Origin of the sequence: Streptomyces sp. NPDC008139, from assembly GCF_042957025.1 — a bacterium.
In the GTDB taxonomy this organism is placed as follows: domain Bacteria; phylum Actinomycetota; class Actinomycetes; order Streptomycetales; family Streptomycetaceae; genus Actinacidiphila.
Genome location: NZ_JBIBHM010000005.1, coordinates 123,115 through 137,894, shown reverse-complemented (window position 1 = coordinate 137,894; position 14,780 = coordinate 123,115). Strand labels below are relative to the sequence as shown.

The 14,780-nt window shown below is 66.3% G+C and carries 13 protein-coding genes and 1 pseudogene; 2 read left to right on the top strand and 12 right to left on the bottom strand.

The annotated features are described in order from the left end of the window. The first annotated feature begins 134 nt into the window (after positions 1-134). Positions 135-539: a CPCC family cysteine-rich protein gene (locus ACFZBB_RS11895; RefSeq protein ID WP_391120358.1), complete on the top strand. Its 405-nt coding sequence runs from the start codon at positions 135-137 to the stop codon at positions 537-539. Between the two features lie 23 nt (positions 540-562). On the opposite strand, the gene ACFZBB_RS11890 is transcribed toward ACFZBB_RS11895, so the two are convergent. From ACFZBB_RS11890 to ACFZBB_RS11850, 9 genes are all read right to left on the bottom strand, one after another. Further along, complete coding sequence (locus ACFZBB_RS11890; protein ID WP_391120355.1) at positions 563-2,506, bottom strand: TIM-barrel domain-containing protein; 1,944 nt, start codon at positions 2,504-2,506, stop codon at positions 563-565. 710 nt (positions 2,507-3,216) lie between these two features. Next, the gene (locus ACFZBB_RS11885; RefSeq protein WP_391120353.1) at positions 3,217-3,726 is read right to left on the bottom strand and encodes a hypothetical protein; all 510 of its coding nucleotides are present in this window, start codon (positions 3,724-3,726) and stop codon (positions 3,217-3,219) included. A 513-nt stretch (positions 3,727-4,239) separates the two neighbouring features. Continuing rightward, positions 4,240-4,527 (bottom strand): hypothetical protein, encoded by a 288-nt coding sequence (locus tag ACFZBB_RS11880; RefSeq protein ID WP_391120351.1) that lies wholly within the window; start codon positions 4,525-4,527, stop codon positions 4,240-4,242. After that, the gene (locus ACFZBB_RS11875; protein ID WP_391120349.1) at positions 4,520-4,858 is read right to left on the bottom strand and encodes a hypothetical protein; all 339 of its coding nucleotides are present in this window, start codon (positions 4,856-4,858) and stop codon (positions 4,520-4,522) included. The genes ACFZBB_RS11880 and ACFZBB_RS11875 overlap by 8 nt, the downstream gene beginning before the upstream one ends. A gap of 191 nt (positions 4,859-5,049) precedes the next feature. Continuing rightward, the gene (locus ACFZBB_RS11870; RefSeq protein ID WP_391120347.1) at positions 5,050-5,205 is read right to left on the bottom strand and encodes a hypothetical protein; all 156 of its coding nucleotides are present in this window, start codon (positions 5,203-5,205) and stop codon (positions 5,050-5,052) included. Continuing rightward, the gene (locus ACFZBB_RS11865; RefSeq protein ID WP_391120345.1) at positions 5,193-5,726 is read right to left on the bottom strand and encodes a hypothetical protein; all 534 of its coding nucleotides are present in this window, start codon (positions 5,724-5,726) and stop codon (positions 5,193-5,195) included. Before ACFZBB_RS11865 ends, ACFZBB_RS11870 begins: the two co-directional genes overlap by 13 nt. 541 nt (positions 5,727-6,267) lie before the next feature. Next, positions 6,268-7,128, bottom strand: coding sequence for a formyltransferase family protein (locus tag ACFZBB_RS11860; RefSeq protein ID WP_391121062.1), 861 nt, complete (start codon positions 7,126-7,128; stop codon positions 6,268-6,270). 88 nt (positions 7,129-7,216) lie between these two features. Beyond that, positions 7,217-7,744 (bottom strand): DUF6879 family protein, encoded by a 528-nt coding sequence (locus tag ACFZBB_RS11855; RefSeq protein WP_391120343.1) that lies wholly within the window; start codon positions 7,742-7,744, stop codon positions 7,217-7,219. Then, entirely contained in the window at positions 7,731-7,946 is a 216-nt protein-coding gene (locus ACFZBB_RS11850; RefSeq protein WP_391120341.1) for a hypothetical protein, read from the bottom strand. Before ACFZBB_RS11850 ends, ACFZBB_RS11855 begins: the two co-directional genes overlap by 14 nt. Before the next feature lie 458 nt (positions 7,947-8,404). Here ACFZBB_RS11850 and ACFZBB_RS11845 point away from each other — a divergent pair, with 458 nt between their 5' ends. Beyond that, the gene (locus ACFZBB_RS11845; protein ID WP_391120339.1) at positions 8,405-10,636 is read left to right on the top strand and encodes a tetratricopeptide repeat protein; all 2,232 of its coding nucleotides are present in this window, start codon (positions 8,405-8,407) and stop codon (positions 10,634-10,636) included. 136 nt (positions 10,637-10,772) lie between these two features. Here ACFZBB_RS11845 and ACFZBB_RS11840 read toward each other — a convergent pair whose 3' ends face one another. The 3 genes and pseudogenes from ACFZBB_RS11840 to ACFZBB_RS11830 all read right to left on the bottom strand — a co-directional run bounded on the left by ACFZBB_RS11840 (position 10,773) and on the right by ACFZBB_RS11830 (position 14,769). Beyond that, positions 10,773-11,186 (bottom strand): hypothetical protein, encoded by a 414-nt coding sequence (locus ACFZBB_RS11840; protein ID WP_391120337.1) that lies wholly within the window; start codon positions 11,184-11,186, stop codon positions 10,773-10,775. A 519-nt stretch (positions 11,187-11,705) separates the two neighbouring features. After that, positions 11,706-13,040, bottom strand: a pseudogene (locus ACFZBB_RS11835) (IS256 family transposase). A gap of 745 nt (positions 13,041-13,785) precedes the next feature. Next, entirely contained in the window at positions 13,786-14,769 is a 984-nt protein-coding gene (locus ACFZBB_RS11830) for a hypothetical protein (RefSeq protein WP_391120335.1), read from the bottom strand. Positions 14,770-14,780: the final 11 nt, after the last annotated feature.

Here is a 14,780-nt window from a genome sequence, read left to right as displayed (position 1 = left end):
AGTCCCCACCCGCGACTCCGGGCCGGCCTCATTGCCGTGGCGCGGCACCGGGTCACCCGCTCACGCACGCCGACGGCCAACTGCATTCGAAAACCCAGTGGTGAAACGGCGCGGCCCTCATCCACACTGCGCGGATGAGCGGACCCTTCCCGTGCCCGTGCTGCGGGCATCTCGTCCTTGACGACATGCCCGGCTCCTACGAGATCTGCCCCGTCTGTTTCTGGGAAGACGACGACATCCAGCTCCGGTGGCCCGGAACGGCCGGCGGAGCCAACCGCGTCCCGCTCGTCGAAGCCCAGCGGAACTACCGGGAGTTCGGGGCCTGTGACCGCCGTGCTCGACAGTACGTACGGCCGCCCGCCGCAGACGAGCCACTCGACCCGGCGTGGCGCCCCATCGATCCGTCCCGCGACTTCTTCGAGGACTGGGACGCGGCGGAGCGGGCTCCCTGGCCTCAGGACCGCACAGTGCTGTGCTGGTGGCTGCCGACCTTCTGGCGTCGAGACGCCCCGCCCCGAGCGGCCTCACGGGGGGAGTGAGCCCCCCCCCGCGAGGAGACGCGTCATCGGGAGACGGCATGCATCAGGGCGTCGGTGTCGTGCGTGCCCAGCAGGACGAACACCGGGGTCCGGCTCAGGTCGGCGGCGTAGCCCGTCAGCTCGGCGGGTCCGTGGATCGTCCTCCGGTGCAGGACGTCGTACCACTGGCCCGGCGGGACATGGATGTCGCGCCGCGTCTGATCGGTGAGGACAGGCGCGGCCATCAGCGAGTCGCCGAGCAGCCACTGATCGGCGATCGTGTAGGCCGCCTCATCCTGCGGGTAGTTGAAGAACAGCGGCTTCATGATCGGTTCCCCGGTGCGCACCGCCCGCTCGGCCTGCGACTCGATGTACGGCGCGAGGCGTTCGTGAGCCTGGACCGCGGCGACGTAGAGGTCGACCGTCTCCTGATCGTACTTCTGGCTGCCGTAGGCGTTGGACACTCCGAGCGGCGAGGTGGAGGAGTACATCAGCGGCATCAGCGACGCCGCCTGCGCCCACCGCACGAGCACCTGCTTGGCAGGCGGGGCCTTGCTGAGCGAACCGCCGATCATGTCCGTCTCGACGAAGGGGTAGCCGACGGTACTGATCGAGAGGTTCTGCGCCACCGCCGCGCGCAGCGAGACCCAGCTTGTTCCCTTGTCGATCTGCCGGGTGACGAAGCCGTACCGCTGCGAGCCGGTCCAGTGGATCCGTACGCCGGCGCCTTGCAGGTCGAACTGGTCGCACAGTTCCGCGCCGAGCTTGAGGTAGTCGAGCGCGGTGTGACCGGGATACGGCGCACAGGTCTCGTCGTAGAAGCGGGTGTCGAATTTGAACCCGTCGACGCCGTAGTCCTGCCGCAGGCTCTGAAGGTTCCCGACATACCAGGCGCGGGCCTCGGGATTGGCGATGTCGACGATGCCGGCGGTGCCGTTCCACCACTTGACCAGGCCCGGTTCGGCCGGGTCGGTCCTCGATTTCAGGAGGTAGCCGTGGTCGGCGGCATAGGAGAAGTTGTCGGCGTCGGTGTTGATCCACAGCGTGACCCAGATCCCGAAGTCGTATCCCATCGCGTGGATCTCGTCGGACATCGCCTTCGGCGCCGGGAATTTGCCGTTGAAGGTGAAGTCGCCGTAATGGCTCATCCAGCCGTCGTCCATCTGGACCGTGTGCCCCGGCACTCCCGCGTCGTGCAGACTCCTGGCCCAGCCCAGCAGCGAGTCCTGTGAGACGGCGGAGTAGAACTGCGCCCACGAGTTCCACAACGGCTTGGCGTACTGCGCGCTCGACGCGTCGCTCTTGGCGGGCGTGCCGGTGATGCCGATGTAGTTCTCATAGACGTCTCTGGCGTTGCGTTCCACGAAGACGGTGGCGTCCATCGTGGAACTCTGGGTGAGGGTGTAGCCGAAGACACCCTGCTGCGCGTCGTTGATGGACACATCCATGACGTCTTCGGTGTTGACCCACAAGCCGGTGCCCCGCTGGGTGAACCAGAACGGCTCGGTGATCAGATACTCCGCGGGCGCCATCGCCTTGTCCCGGACCTTGCCGGAGTCCAACGGCCACGGCTGGTCGATGTACGGCGCACCGCTCGCGGTCACCGCCTCGCCCTGCCCGTACCAGTGACCGGCCGACTCGACCAGATAATGGCTGGCCACCTTGGTCGCGGCCACCTGTCCCTGGACCGACCAGGTCATCCGGTACCGGTCAGCGGCCGGAGTGATCCGGTAGGTCACGGTGCTGCCGGGTACCGTGGTCGCCAGCGTCAGTACGAGCACACCGTCGCTCCAGCGCGCGCTCGTAACGGACGTGGCGGTCGCCCACGCTCCCTGGGCCGTGCGGAAGACCGCGGGGCCGGACCCCGACGACGCGGACGAGCCCGCGTCGGTCTGCAACACCACCTTGCGATCGCGCAGTGTGGTGATCCGGAAGGGCGACTTGGTGACGACCACGGTGTAGCCCGGGGCCTTCGCCGCGGCCGACACAATAAGTCTGACGCTGTCGACGGTGTCCTCGAACCGCGTGGGCGCCGGGGCTCCGGTCGCACTGTTCCCTGGCTGCGCGGTCGCGCGCGACTCGCTACGGGCAGCCGACTGACCACTCGTCAAAAGCGCACCTGACACGCCGACCGCTCCGCCGACGGCGAGCAAACGCCTTCGAGGCATCCCTTGTTCAGCCATGGTGCTCCTCCTGGTGAGCAGCGTCGAGTCGCTGCATTGGATGGTGCGGCTGTCGAACGGACATGGCTTTCAGTATCCGATCCCAGGGCCGGGCGGGGCCCCACTGAGACGGCCCGATCACTGCGCAGCGCAGGCTAGCCAGTCCCATTCGTGAGCACAATAGCTCGAAACACGGCCATATCGAGCAACGCGGCTCATCTTCCGCACCAGAGCGCGCCGGAGTCGCGGCGGGGTCGCGGCGGGGTCGCGGCGGGCGCCTCGGGCGGGTTCACCGGCCGCCGAAACGGCCGCCCCCCCAGGCGACGATTCACCCCATCAGCCCACACCCGCGGCCCGTTCACCGCCCGCCCCGCCGCCGACCCGACCGATGACGCACCGCGTTTCAGCCCGTTGAACGACAGTTCGAGCCGAAGAGGCGCCTTCGTCCGCCGACCTCGCCGCCACCTACTGCCGCGAGGCACTCCCGCGCCCGTCCGCACTCGAATCGGATGGGGCGCCAGATCTTTCTACCCTTCTCACCCCTCCCGACAGGAAGACTGGAGAACTGTGAACGCCAAGCCCCCCCCGGACAACCCACTCCTGATACGGCCCTCCCCATCGGAGCAGTAGTCAGGCGGGACTTCACCGATGTCCGGGACATCAAGCACATAGAACTCCGCGCTCGTTCCACGGATGTCGATCGAGGCACGCGGAGAGAGCATGATACTCAGCTCAAGAAGGCCGGATCCGGAACGCATTTCACTCCCGACCACACTCCAGGCCGTCTTCTCTCCACTTCTTTGAAGTGCGCGCCAATTAGCCTCCTGTACTCCACGGAGAATCAGGACAGCCGCATTTCCGTATTCGAACTGCAATGCGGTCCGCAGCTCAAACAGGAGACCCACCGTGGACGTCAGCGCATGCACGCGCAGGTCAAGTACCTGCGCCTCCTGGAGCGCATCCCTCTCAACAAGCGGATCCATCTCGGGACCAGGAACGCCTGACACCCTGCCGGGCGCCCAGAGGAGGTCTTCGACCGCGATCATGGCAAGGGGAGGTGATTGTAGGGACTGGACTTAGCCACTGTCTGCCCGGTCAGGGGATTCACTGATTGTCCTGCCTTGTTCATATAGACCACATACCCATTCGGGTACTGAAACCTGCCAGTTGTGACCGGTTCCATTATCCGGACCTGCATCACTCGCGGGTCAAGCCCCTCCGTGCCGGCCGGGATATCGTAAGTGATTCCCTTCCCAGTTTCGACTGGTACACCTGCCGCTCCCTTTGGCAAGGGGAACGACTCACCATTGGGCCCCGGCACCGAATCGATGGAACAGGCTGTGTTATGAACCAAGATCGGCGTGTCACCGGCGAGCACATAGTACGTGTGCTAAGCGGGCCCGCTCTATCTGCGTTTTCGCAGATCAGCGACGGTTTCGGGTTCCGCTGGTGTCCGTGCTTGTGCGGGGGAATCCGTGGTTGTTGCCGTCACTACTGCCGTCAAGGGCTCGGGCCGCGCGGTCGCGTTGCCACTGGCCTGGTGTCGGCGCAAGTGGACCCTACTGCCATGCGCCGGGCTCGGCACGGACGAGGGCTCGGACGGTCTGCTCATACAGTTCGTGGCCGCTCTGGGCACAGTGTCCGGCGATCCAGCGGGTCAGCTCGTCCGGGGTGTGCAGCGTGCCTGACGTGGCACCGCAGTTGCGCTCTTCGCCGGTGACGCAGACCGCCTCGAACGCTGGCAGCGCCAGAGGGTCGGAGACGGTGGTCACGTGGTACTCGCGGAAGCGGTAGCTCCCCCGAGAGGCATCGCGTACCGGTGCGCTGGCAGTCGGAGAGTCAGGCATCCTCGGTCGCCTCTTCCTGATCCGGGATGCGCTGTCCGCGCGAGTCCGCAACCCTGAGCGCGTCCGTCAGGGCTTCTGTCAACCGGCGGGCCAGCCAGCGGTATTCGGTCGCCGACAGGGTTTTCGCGCCGGGCGCCGTGGCCGCGCGGGCGTAGTCCAACAGTTCCTGGCCCATGCTGAGCTGTGCCGTCTCGATGCTGTCGGCGAGGGTGGAGAGGTAGCCCCGGCCGTCGGTGCTCAGGTAGCAGGGCTTCCCCTCCGGGCTGGTCCACGGCAGTAAGCGGGGACCTCCCCCGCCGGACGCGGCGTCGTACAGCTCTCTGCGACGCATGCGGTCGGCATCGCTCCTGGGCTGACCCACTGGGCACCCCCGGCCTGGGTCACTGATCGTGGACACACTGACCGTAGGTACTGACTGACCGTAGGTACTGACTGACCGTAGGTACTGACTGACCGTCACCCCAGGTAAAATATATGGCAGTTCGCAACACTCGCCGCACGAGCTGCCACGCTGCGTGGCAGCTACCCGGCAACGCCCAGGTAGTCCGCCATGTCGCGCATCTCCGTCGTGAGGGTGCGCTTGCGCTTGCCCAGGATCTCCTGCATGGTCTCGGCGGCCCCGTTCTGGTGCCGCAGCCACTGCGGGGCGGCTTCCCTGGCACGGGTCAACTCGTCCATGGCGGCGGACAGGTCGCCGGTCCGGGTGTGGGCGCGCGCCACATCGAGGGTGAAGCGGTTCCCGTCGTTGGTGCTGGGCCTGCCCAGGCGCTCCACGCCTTGGGCGACAACTCCTCCTGCTCGCCTGCCTTGCGCACCACCGCGCGGGCGTCGCCGATGACCAGGGAGTCTTCGAGTGCCTTGACCGCGACGGTGACCGGTCCGAAGACGGACCAGTGCCGGGAGACGTTGCGATGTGCCGTCCCGACCGCGGTTGCCGCGACCCGGGCGGCCTGACGGTACTCCTTCGCCTCGTCGGGACGGTTGTTCCTCGCGGCTGCTGCGGCGGCCTCCATCGCCAGGCCGCCCCACACCGCGTAGTGGTCCGGCTCGGCCCCGGTGATCTTCGGCTCCACCGCGTCCATGCTCTGGGCGGCGACCTGTTCCGCCTCGTCCAACCGGCCCTGGCGCACCAGCAGCCAGCACATGCAGCCGACGCCGGAGCCCGCCGCAAGCATGTCTCCGGCCAGACGGGCGTCCATAATGGCGCCACGCACAGCGGCATACGCGATGTCGTACTGCCGCACCTGGGTGAGGTAGGTGCCGGCCAGACGCAGCGCCTCGGCGCGGGCCAGCAGGGCCTGCCGGTGCTCGTCCCCGCTGTCGTAGTAGCGACGGCTTGTGCGGCATCACGCAGCAGGCCCGGCAGTTGAGCCGCGACGCTCTTTCGGCACCACGAGATCGACAAACATCCCATCCCTACGAACGACGCAACTGACTACTTCTTCACACGGGCCGCTGCCCTAATCTCCGTCGTCCTGCGGCACACCGATCGCATGGCCTGACCGGTTGCGGATCCGCGCCGTGCCGTACCGACCTCAGTCTGTCTGGTCGGCGCGGTCAGCGTCCGCGCCGCGTGCCCGCCGTGGGCTCGACTCCGTAGTGCCGACCGAGTTGCCCACGCTGCAGGCGCGCCTGTGATTTCGCACTTCGCTGAAGAATGCCCTAGCTGCGCTGCATCAGGAGCAGAGCGGCCCGCTCAGAGCACACTGTAACCACTCTCCTCCTGATTCTCAGAGAAGATCATGGGGCTCTGTGGCTATAGCTCGCCGGCGGCTGCCCAGGTTCGGATTCAAGCAGCCAAAGAGAGAGTCCGTCGCCACAAACGATCTCGGGCCCGTTGGCAGTTTCGAGACTCGTGCGGATGATGTGCAGCCATTCACCAGTCTCGATCCGCGCAAGCGGGTAGGTGGTGGATCGCATGTAGCGATACGTTCTGACCTGATTGTGGATATCGCGCGCACTGTCGGACCAGTCAATAACGGAGAAGTCATCTTCCATGAATCCCGCGTAGGTAGCCGCATCAGCATCCTGTGGCTCACCGGCGTAGCCACCGGCAGCCAGCTCAAGGGAGTCCATCAGCAGGTTGTAGATGACGGGCATCGCTTCGTCGCAGTAGTTCTTCCAGGTGATGTCCTCGGCGAGGGGGATGCCGTCCCGCTGCGCGAGGACGTTTCCTGTGTCGAAGTCGTCGTCCATCCAGTGCACGGTTACACCGCCGGTCGTGTCGCCGTTGCGGATCGCCCAGAGCAGTGGCGCGGGCCCACGGTATTTCGGCAGCATGGAGACATGGATGTTCATGATGCCGAGCCGTGGGATCGCCAGGACGGCCTGCGGGATCTTCCAGGCGAAGCCGAACACGATCACCAGGTCGAGGCGATAGCTCGCCAGGGCACCGGCGAGTCCCTCCATGCTCCCTGGGAGCAGCAGGTCCATCCCTGGTGGGACAGCGTCGAGGATCTCTGCGGTTGTCTCTGGAGCATCGCTGAGATTCGGACCGCCAGATCGGAGGGACCGGCCGTAGAAGTAGGCAACCGGGAGATGTCCAGCGTCTGTGCAGGCTGCGTGGATCGTGGCAAATTCGGCGGGACCGGAGGAGATCACGCCGATCCTCAGGGCTTGTGGCAAGCTCCCGTCCTCAGCTTGGAGTGGTCTGGATTCGCGAATGCGGGCGGCTACGCCCCGATCCCACTCAGTTCAGCTTGTACTCGCTGTGGGGAATGCCCAGCTTCCAGGCCTCTTCGAACGCGGCAGCGCAGCGTGTCGCCACCTCGGGATCTGCGTCCAACTCGTTGCCGACCCAGTTCCCATCCCCGGTGAAGTGGTTGAACAGCACTGTCTGGCCATCGAAGATCCAGCAGTCGTTGCCCGGCAGAGACAATGTGGAGGCCCGAGTGCGCGGCAGCCAGCGCACATCTTCGCCTGCGGCAATGTTCTGCGGCGTCCCGTCATGCTCGAAACGGATGTATTCGGTAACGGGCTCGGAGACGATGCGTACTCTGCGCAGTTTCACGCCCCGTGCTGCGGTGGCCCTCATGAGGTCGAGCCAGCCGGCTTTGCTCTCGGCATCCTGCACCGGGCCCCATTCACCGGCCCGCCACTTCTCGATGTCGGACTGCTCTTCCTGTACCGCGTAGCTGTCGCGCATCTCCAGGTGGCAGGCCGACTGACGGCAGGCGTTGAACAACCCCGCCCAGCCATCTGCGTCAAGAGACTCCACGTGCACCGTCCTTCGGTAAGTAGTCGAACAGGGACGCCGGGACGCGCACGACCGTCTCACCGACAGGAACTTTCATCTGATCCAGGTCGGACGGTTCGTCGATAACGTAGCCCTGCACGATGAAGTCGCCGCTCTCCGCGTCCCGGTACAACCGCGGCGACCCCCCCTGACCTGTGGAACCGCCGACGAACTCTATCTTCATGATCGAACCTCGCGTCTCGACGTCACTCCGGGCAAGAACGTGGTGCAGAACGCCTGACGGCGCTGCGATGGCGCATTTGGCGCATCGATCACCGCACTCGCCCACCGGCCGCTGCGGCCTGATCCGGTATTGCAGAGACGGAGGGTGTGTGTTGCTATCGCCAAGAGCGATGCTAGCCAGTGAGCTGACCCGGCAAACCCCGTTCAAAGAACGTCGGGGTGTCCGCCTCAGGTTCGCGCCAACGGGGAGGAGGTCACTTGACGGGGGAACCGAACAGTTCCAGCAACGAGCCGGTGCCACCGGGTTATCACGGCACACATTCCGACATGTCCGGTTCCGCAGGCAACGTAGTGCAGGCCAGGGACATTGGCGGGGGCGTCCACTTCCACTCCTCCCCCCTCAACGCCGGGCCCCGCCCGGGGCAGCTTCCAGGAGAGGCGCGGGGATTCGTCAACCGCGTGCAGGAACTGGAGAGTCTCGACGCCGCGGTAGCGGATCCCGCCGGCGGGGAAGCGGCCCCGCTACGGCTCGCATTGATCGTCGGTACAGCCGGCGTGGGCAAAACATCCCTGGCGGTCCGCTGGGCACACCAGGTCAGGGACCGCTTTCCTGATGGTCAGTTGTACGTCAACCTTCACGGTTACGATCCAGGACCGCCCGTCGCCGCAACGGACGTACTCGTACGATTCTTGCGCGCCCTGGACATCCCGCTGGAACGCATTCCCAACGGTGAGGAACCGCGGGCGGAGCTCTTTCGTTCGTCCATGGCCGAACGTCGTATCCTCATTGTCTTGGACAACGCCGCCACGGCAGGACAGATCCGTCCGCTGCTACCCGGGGCTCCGAACTGCCTGGTGGTCATTACCAGTCGCACTCGCATGTCGGGACTGGTGGCACGGGAAGGGGCACATCGCGTGAGCCTGGAGACTCTCTCACAGACCGCCTCGGTTCAGCTGCTCCGCACCGTCCTCGCCGCGTACCGCACCAGCGACGGTGACGAAGAACTCGCCGAGTTGGCCCGGCTGTGCGCCCGGCTGCCACTGGCGTTACGCATCGTGGCCGAGCGCGCCGCCGCCCGGCCGCGGATGCCCCTGCGCGACCTCATCACGGATCTGCGCGACGAGTCCGGCCTCTGGGACGCGCTGTCGTCCGAAAACGAGCAGGGCCCAGAACAAACAGACGCGGTTCGCACCGTATTCGCGTGGTCCTACCGTTCGCTCACTCCCCAGGCAGCCCGCATGTTCCGGCTCCTGGGTCTCCATCCAGGACCGGACTTCAGCCTCAACGCGGCTGCCGCCCTCGCGGCGGTTCCTCCCGTCACGGCACGGCGACAACTCGACACCTTGGCGGGCGCGCATCTTCTGGACGAGAGCGGACACCACCGCTACCAATTTCACGACCTTCTGCGCGCGTACGCTCTCGACCAGGCCCAGACCGAGGAACCCGAAGTGGAGCGGCACGCCGCCCTGGAACGCCTTCTCGGCTGGTACCTGCACGCCGCGGCGGCGGCCGCCCATGTCGGATCAAGTGCCTACACGTTGCCCGTCACTCTGCAGCCCCTGCCCGACAACGTGACCGCAGCCACCTTCGAAGACAGCGGAGCGGCCATCGCCTGGTACGAGACCGAACGAAGCAACCTCGTTGCCGCAGTCCAGGCGGCGTGCACCAGCCGAATGGACCGTATCGCCTGGCAGATTCCCGCCCTCCTCACCATGATCATCGCCGATCGTGAACCCGCCGATGCGTGGCTCCCCGCTCAGCAGATGGCGCTTGAAGCAGCACGGCGAGCAGATGACCGATACGGAGAAGCGATCACGCTCGACAATCTGGGTATCGCCTACCGCCATCTGTTCCGGCTCCTACAGGCAGAAGAACACTTCAGCGGGGCTCTGACGGTGTTCCACCGTCTTGGAGACGCGTTTGGCCAGGCGCGGGCCGCAAACGGCCTCGGCGTTACGCACATGTTCGCTCACCACCCCGACCGGGCCGCGGTTCGCTTCGAGGAGGCCCTGCACCTGGTGCGCGAACTCGGCAACGAGCTCTACACCGGTGCCTTCACGCGCAATCTCGGCTGGGCCCTCCTCCAGCGAGGTGACGTCGACCGGGCAGAAACAGTGCTGCGCCAAGCAGCCGACATTTTGTCCGGAGCGGGAGAGTCCCTTGAGCAAGCCGAGGCGCTCACCCTTCTCGCCGCCGTGTACAGGCGCTCGCACCGTTTCGACGCGGCCGACGCCGCAGCCGAGCAGGCATTGGCCATCGCCGGCGAATCCGAAGCGACCCTCTTCGAAGCGCTCGCCCTGCTCGAACTCGGCCGCAACGCCGTGGCACGGCCGGAGGCCGGCGAAGCCTTGAGCCACCTTCAACAGGCAGCAGCCCTCTTCCAACGAGTCGGACGCCCCGATCTCCAAGCCACCACGTGGGATGTAACCGGCGAGACATACCTCTTGCTCGGGCGTACCGAGGACGCCGCCGGCTTTCACCTCCAGGCCGCCACCGCCCATCGCAGCCGGGGCGACCGGTGGTCACTCGCAACCTCCCTCGCCCACCTCGCAGACACTCTGGTCCAGGAGGGAAACCTCCTCGAAGCGCAGGAGCACCGCCGCGAGGCAGTCCAACTCCTCGCGAACTTCTCGGGACCCGAAGCCGAAGCCAAACGCAGCCGCCTTGAAGCCCTACTCGGTCCGGAGTAGCACCCCTTGCCACGGTCGCACCGGACGGCGGTGAGCTGGCAGGTACTCGGGCGAGGAAACACAGGCACCGGCCCTTACCGGAGATCGACTGCTTGGCAGCGCCTAGATAGAAGCAGACAGAAGGGGCCCGACGCGGTCAACCAAGATGGATACCCCCCTGAATGTTCCCGGCCTGAATGACCGCCTGCCGGAACTCTCCGCCGCTAATGCTGTTATGGACTGCGCCCGGCGCGGCAGTCCCCTCTGCGATGAGTTCCCGGAGCGCGACTGACGCGGAGGGGTCCTCACGAAGCAGCTGACGCAGCCTGACTCGCCAGACCGCCTCAAGGTCGGCGACTACCGTCGGGTCGCCACTGTCCCGGACCGCTGTCGCCTCAAGGCGTTCCGAGTCCATTTCAGCCTCAGCTCGATCCGCCTCTTCCTGCGTTGCGCTGCCTCGGCGCACCAGCGCGACGATCCGGGACCTCATCGCATTCCATGCGTCGCTTGCCATGAGAGCAACCACCGTAGTGGCCCCCGATGTCGCGAGCCTCGCTAACTCTGCTTCCATGAAAGCTCCTAGAGAGGATCCGTCGGCCAACCATGGCTACGGTAGGCGCATCACTACGTCCCCGCACCCGTGCACTGGCCAAGTTGTGGGCGGCGTGTCCGCGTGGCCTTCGAGGGAGGCCGAGTTGCCTGGCCTTCATGTCGGGGGCGAACCGGCTGGCGAGCTTGTGAAACATCGGCGGCAGGCAGAGCCTCAGCCTGGTGCAGCACTCCTGCTACCAAGGGCACGCCCGCCCGAAAGAGGGACAGGTCCGAGTGCCGTCCGAAGTTGCATCGCCGATCAGCGCCTCCCGGCCACCAACTCGTATGTGCGCCACGATCCGGCAGCCAACGCGGAGGGTCAGCAAGTGGACTGCCGTCTCGACCAAGCCGAAAAGCCTTCCGAGCCCTTCACCGCCCTGATGGTGGCAACCATCCTGTCTTCTGCATGTCAGGCCACCGATTGCTCGCCTCGTGAACACAGGGCCGACTCGTCGCTCGGATCCGACGGCGGACACGTCTGCGGGCATCCGGGGCTGATTCAGCTCGACCCTAGGGTCTGTCCAGCCGGCGGTGTAACTCGTGGTGTGGTTAGCGGCGGGCGGCGGCCGGCGGTGGGTCGGCCGTCGAAGGCGATGTCGAAGGCCTGGAGTGCGGGCTTCCCTCGCATGGTCCGGCGTTTGCGTCCCTGGCCGGTGGGGTCCAGGCTCATGACGGCCATATAGACGCATGTGAGTGCCGCGGCCTCGTTGGGGAAGTGCCCTCGGGCCCGGACTGCCTTACGGATCCGCGCGTTGACGCTCTCGATGGCGTTGGTCGTGCAGACGGTCCGGCGGATCTCCGGGTCGAACCGGAGGAAGGGCGCGAACTCTGCCCAGGCCTTCTCCCAGAGCCGCACGATCGCCGGATACTTGCTGCCCCATTCCTCCTGGAAGTCCAGGAAGCGGTCCTCGGCGGCCTTCGCGGTCGGGGCCGTGCATACGGGCTTGAGTGAGCGGGAGATCTTTTCCCAGTCCTGGCGGTCCGCGTAGCGGAAAGAGGCCCGCAGCAGGTGGACGGTGCAGGTCTGCGTCACGGCCCGGGGCCAGACCGTCTCGATGGCGTCGGGCAGCCCCTTGAGGCCGTCGCAGACGACCATGCACACGTCCTCGGTTGCGGGTCTCGGTCAGGACCTGGAGCCGGTACTTGGCTCCCTCGCCGCCGTCGCCGGCCCACAGTCCGAGGATGTCGCGGGTGCCGTCGACCGTGACGGCCAGGGCGACGCAGATCGGACGGTCGGCGACCTGCCCGTCGCGGACCTTCACGTGGACTGCGTCGATGAAGACCACCGGATAGACCGGGTCGAGGGGCCGGTTCTGCCACTCGGCCATGCCGTCCATGACCTTGTCGGTGATCGTCGAGATGGTCTGCTTGGACACACTGGCGCCATAGACCTCGGCCAGGTGGGCGGAGATGTCCCCGTGGGTCAGGCCCCGCGCGGACAGTGACAGGACCATTTCGTCGACGCCGGTCAAGCGTGGCTGCCGCTCCTTGACGACCTGTGGCTCGAAGCTGCCCTCCCGGTCTCGGGGGACGGCTACCTCGACCGGGCCGACGTCCGTCAGCACGGCTTTGGAGCGGACACCGTTGCGGCCGTTGCCGCTGCCGGCGCTGCCGGGTCGTGCTCTTCGTAGCCGAGGCGGTCGGTGATCCCGCCTTCGAGTGCGGACTCCAGCACCCGCCTGGTCAGCTGCTGCAGCAATCCGCCCTCGCCGGTCAACGCCAGCCCGCTTGCACGTGCCCGGTCGACCAACTGCCCGATCAACTGCACGTCCAGCATGTCCACCGCCAACTCGGCCGGACGGACCTCTTCAACCGCCTCAACCGAGACAGTCACGTCGCTCATCAGGTGCTACTTCCATGATCGGGAGTTGCACCGAAGACCGTACAGACCCCCTTCCGGACTCGGCCTGCCAGCCGCTTGCGCGCGTCTGGGGCCGTCACCGCTCCACCGCACCAGCAGCTCCCCGCCGAGTTTCTTCCACGCACACCGCGCGCTCCCCAGGAACGGCCCGCTGTCCTCCGCCTGTCCCAATGCGCTCCCCTCGCGCTCCCCTTGACCTCTGCGAGCGTCGCTGGCCGAACTGGCGGACCGACTAGAAGCCGGAGAAAAGGAAAAACCCCAGGTCACGGCGAGTGAGTCCTGGGGTTTTTCGGAGCCGCCTTCGGGATTCGAACCCGAGACCTACGCATTACGAGTCCGTGAGCGATCATGTTACCCGGTGCCTGGTAGTAGTTTCTGGTGCCGTTCTACCTGGTCAGAGCACGTGCAGCAGGTTGCCCCGTGCCGCCCTGTGATGCACCGTCCAAAGGCGTCTGTCCACCGGCTGTCCACCGACGGAGCCGCAATGTTGCGCCGGCAGAATGATCACGAAGAGGCCCGACGCCTCCGAAGGAGACCCCGCTAATGACCCCGGCTGGCCTTGTCTGGTGTCCACAATCTGCTGACCTCAATAGGGGCTAGCGCAGGGTTGAACAGCAGGTTTAGACATCGCACATTCCAGCACCAACCCCCCGCTGTTCGGGGTGTCGAAGCCGCCCGAGCCCAGTCCCCGCACGGCTCAGACATCATCAATGACAGGCTAACCTGCTGGCCGGGTCAGGCGGTGGAGCGTGGCGCGGTCGTCGGCCGCCTGGACCGTGGCCAAGAGGACGGAGCCGTCCGGGCAGGCAAGGGCCGCCGGGTTGCTTCCCGGAACCGGCGGGTGGGCTGTTTCGCCGGTGACGGCGTCGAGAATGAGCGTGGGCCCGGCCCCGATCGACACGAACAGGAGCGCGGAATCGCTCAAGCAGGCTCCGGCGATGGCCCCCACGTCCGAACCCATCGGCAACGGAGGCCCAAGCGGCTCACCACTCACTGCATCGTACCGGGACAGATTGCCGTTCATGTCGAGCGATGCCAGGACGGCCCGGCCGTCGGGACGCGTGAGCGCCGTCATCCTCATGTTGTATTCGCCGTAGCCGTCAATAGGCGATCCGAATGGCTCGCCCGTCGCCGCGACCCACCGGTACACGACTCCAGCCTCGTCCTCCGCCGCAATGAGGACCGTGCCGTCCTTGAGTGTCAGTGACGTGATGGCCTTCAGCGGATAGTCAGGACCCGTCAGCGGAGGCTCCAGAGCTACGCCGGTGGTCGCGTCCCAGTAGTGGATGAACGGCTCGCACTGCGCGGCGACAGCAACGAACGCCCGCCCGCCGGGCAACGCACCCGTGGTGACATCCCACGCCGTGTCGTCGAACTCGCCCATCGCCCCCACCGGGACGGGCCTCCCAGTCTCGGCATCGACACGCACCACCCCGATGTCCGTGGCCACCACGACCACGGCATCATGCCCGGCCGGGGTGGCCACGGACATGGTCGACACCAGATCCTCGCCCGCGAACTTCCAACACTCTTCGCCGGTACGCGGATCCCAACGCCATGCGTCATAGCCGGTGCCGTTCGAGAGCAGCAGAGGCGTGTCCGTAGACCGCTCGCCTCCGCCCCACGCCAGCACCGGAACGACACCATCCGGGGAATGCTCCGCGAACGATACCTCCAAGACAACGTCCAGCGGATTACGCATACTTCTCCCGA

Excerpts from the sequence above, each read along its gene's own strand:
- ACFZBB_RS11880 (WP_391120351.1), bottom strand. The coding sequence starts at position 4,527 with ATGCCTGACTCTCCGACTGCCAGCGCACCGGTACGCGATGCCTCTCGG.
- ACFZBB_RS11895 (WP_391120358.1), top strand. The coding sequence starts at position 135 with ATGAGCGGACCCTTCCCGTGCCCGTGCTGCGGGCATCTCGTCCTTGAC.
- ACFZBB_RS11830 (WP_391120335.1), bottom strand. The coding sequence starts at position 14,769 with ATGCGTAATCCGCTGGACGTTGTCTTGGAGGTATCGTTCGCGGAGCAT.
- ACFZBB_RS11870 (WP_391120347.1), bottom strand. The coding sequence starts at position 5,205 with ATGGACGAGTTGACCCGTGCCAGGGAAGCCGCCCCGCAGTGGCTGCGG.
- ACFZBB_RS11865 (WP_391120345.1), bottom strand. The coding sequence starts at position 5,726 with ATGGACGCCCGTCTGGCCGGAGACATGCTTGCGGCGGGCTCCGGCGTC.
- ACFZBB_RS11850 (WP_391120341.1), bottom strand. The coding sequence starts at position 7,946 with ATGAAGATAGAGTTCGTCGGCGGTTCCACAGGTCAGGGGGGGTCGCCG.
- ACFZBB_RS11875 (WP_391120349.1), bottom strand. The coding sequence starts at position 4,858 with ATGCGTCGCAGAGAGCTGTACGACGCCGCGTCCGGCGGGGGAGGTCCC.
- ACFZBB_RS11885 (WP_391120353.1), bottom strand. The coding sequence starts at position 3,726 with ATGATCGCGGTCGAAGACCTCCTCTGGGCGCCCGGCAGGGTGTCAGGC.
- ACFZBB_RS11840 (WP_391120337.1), bottom strand. The coding sequence starts at position 11,186 with ATGGAAGCAGAGTTAGCGAGGCTCGCGACATCGGGGGCCACTACGGTG.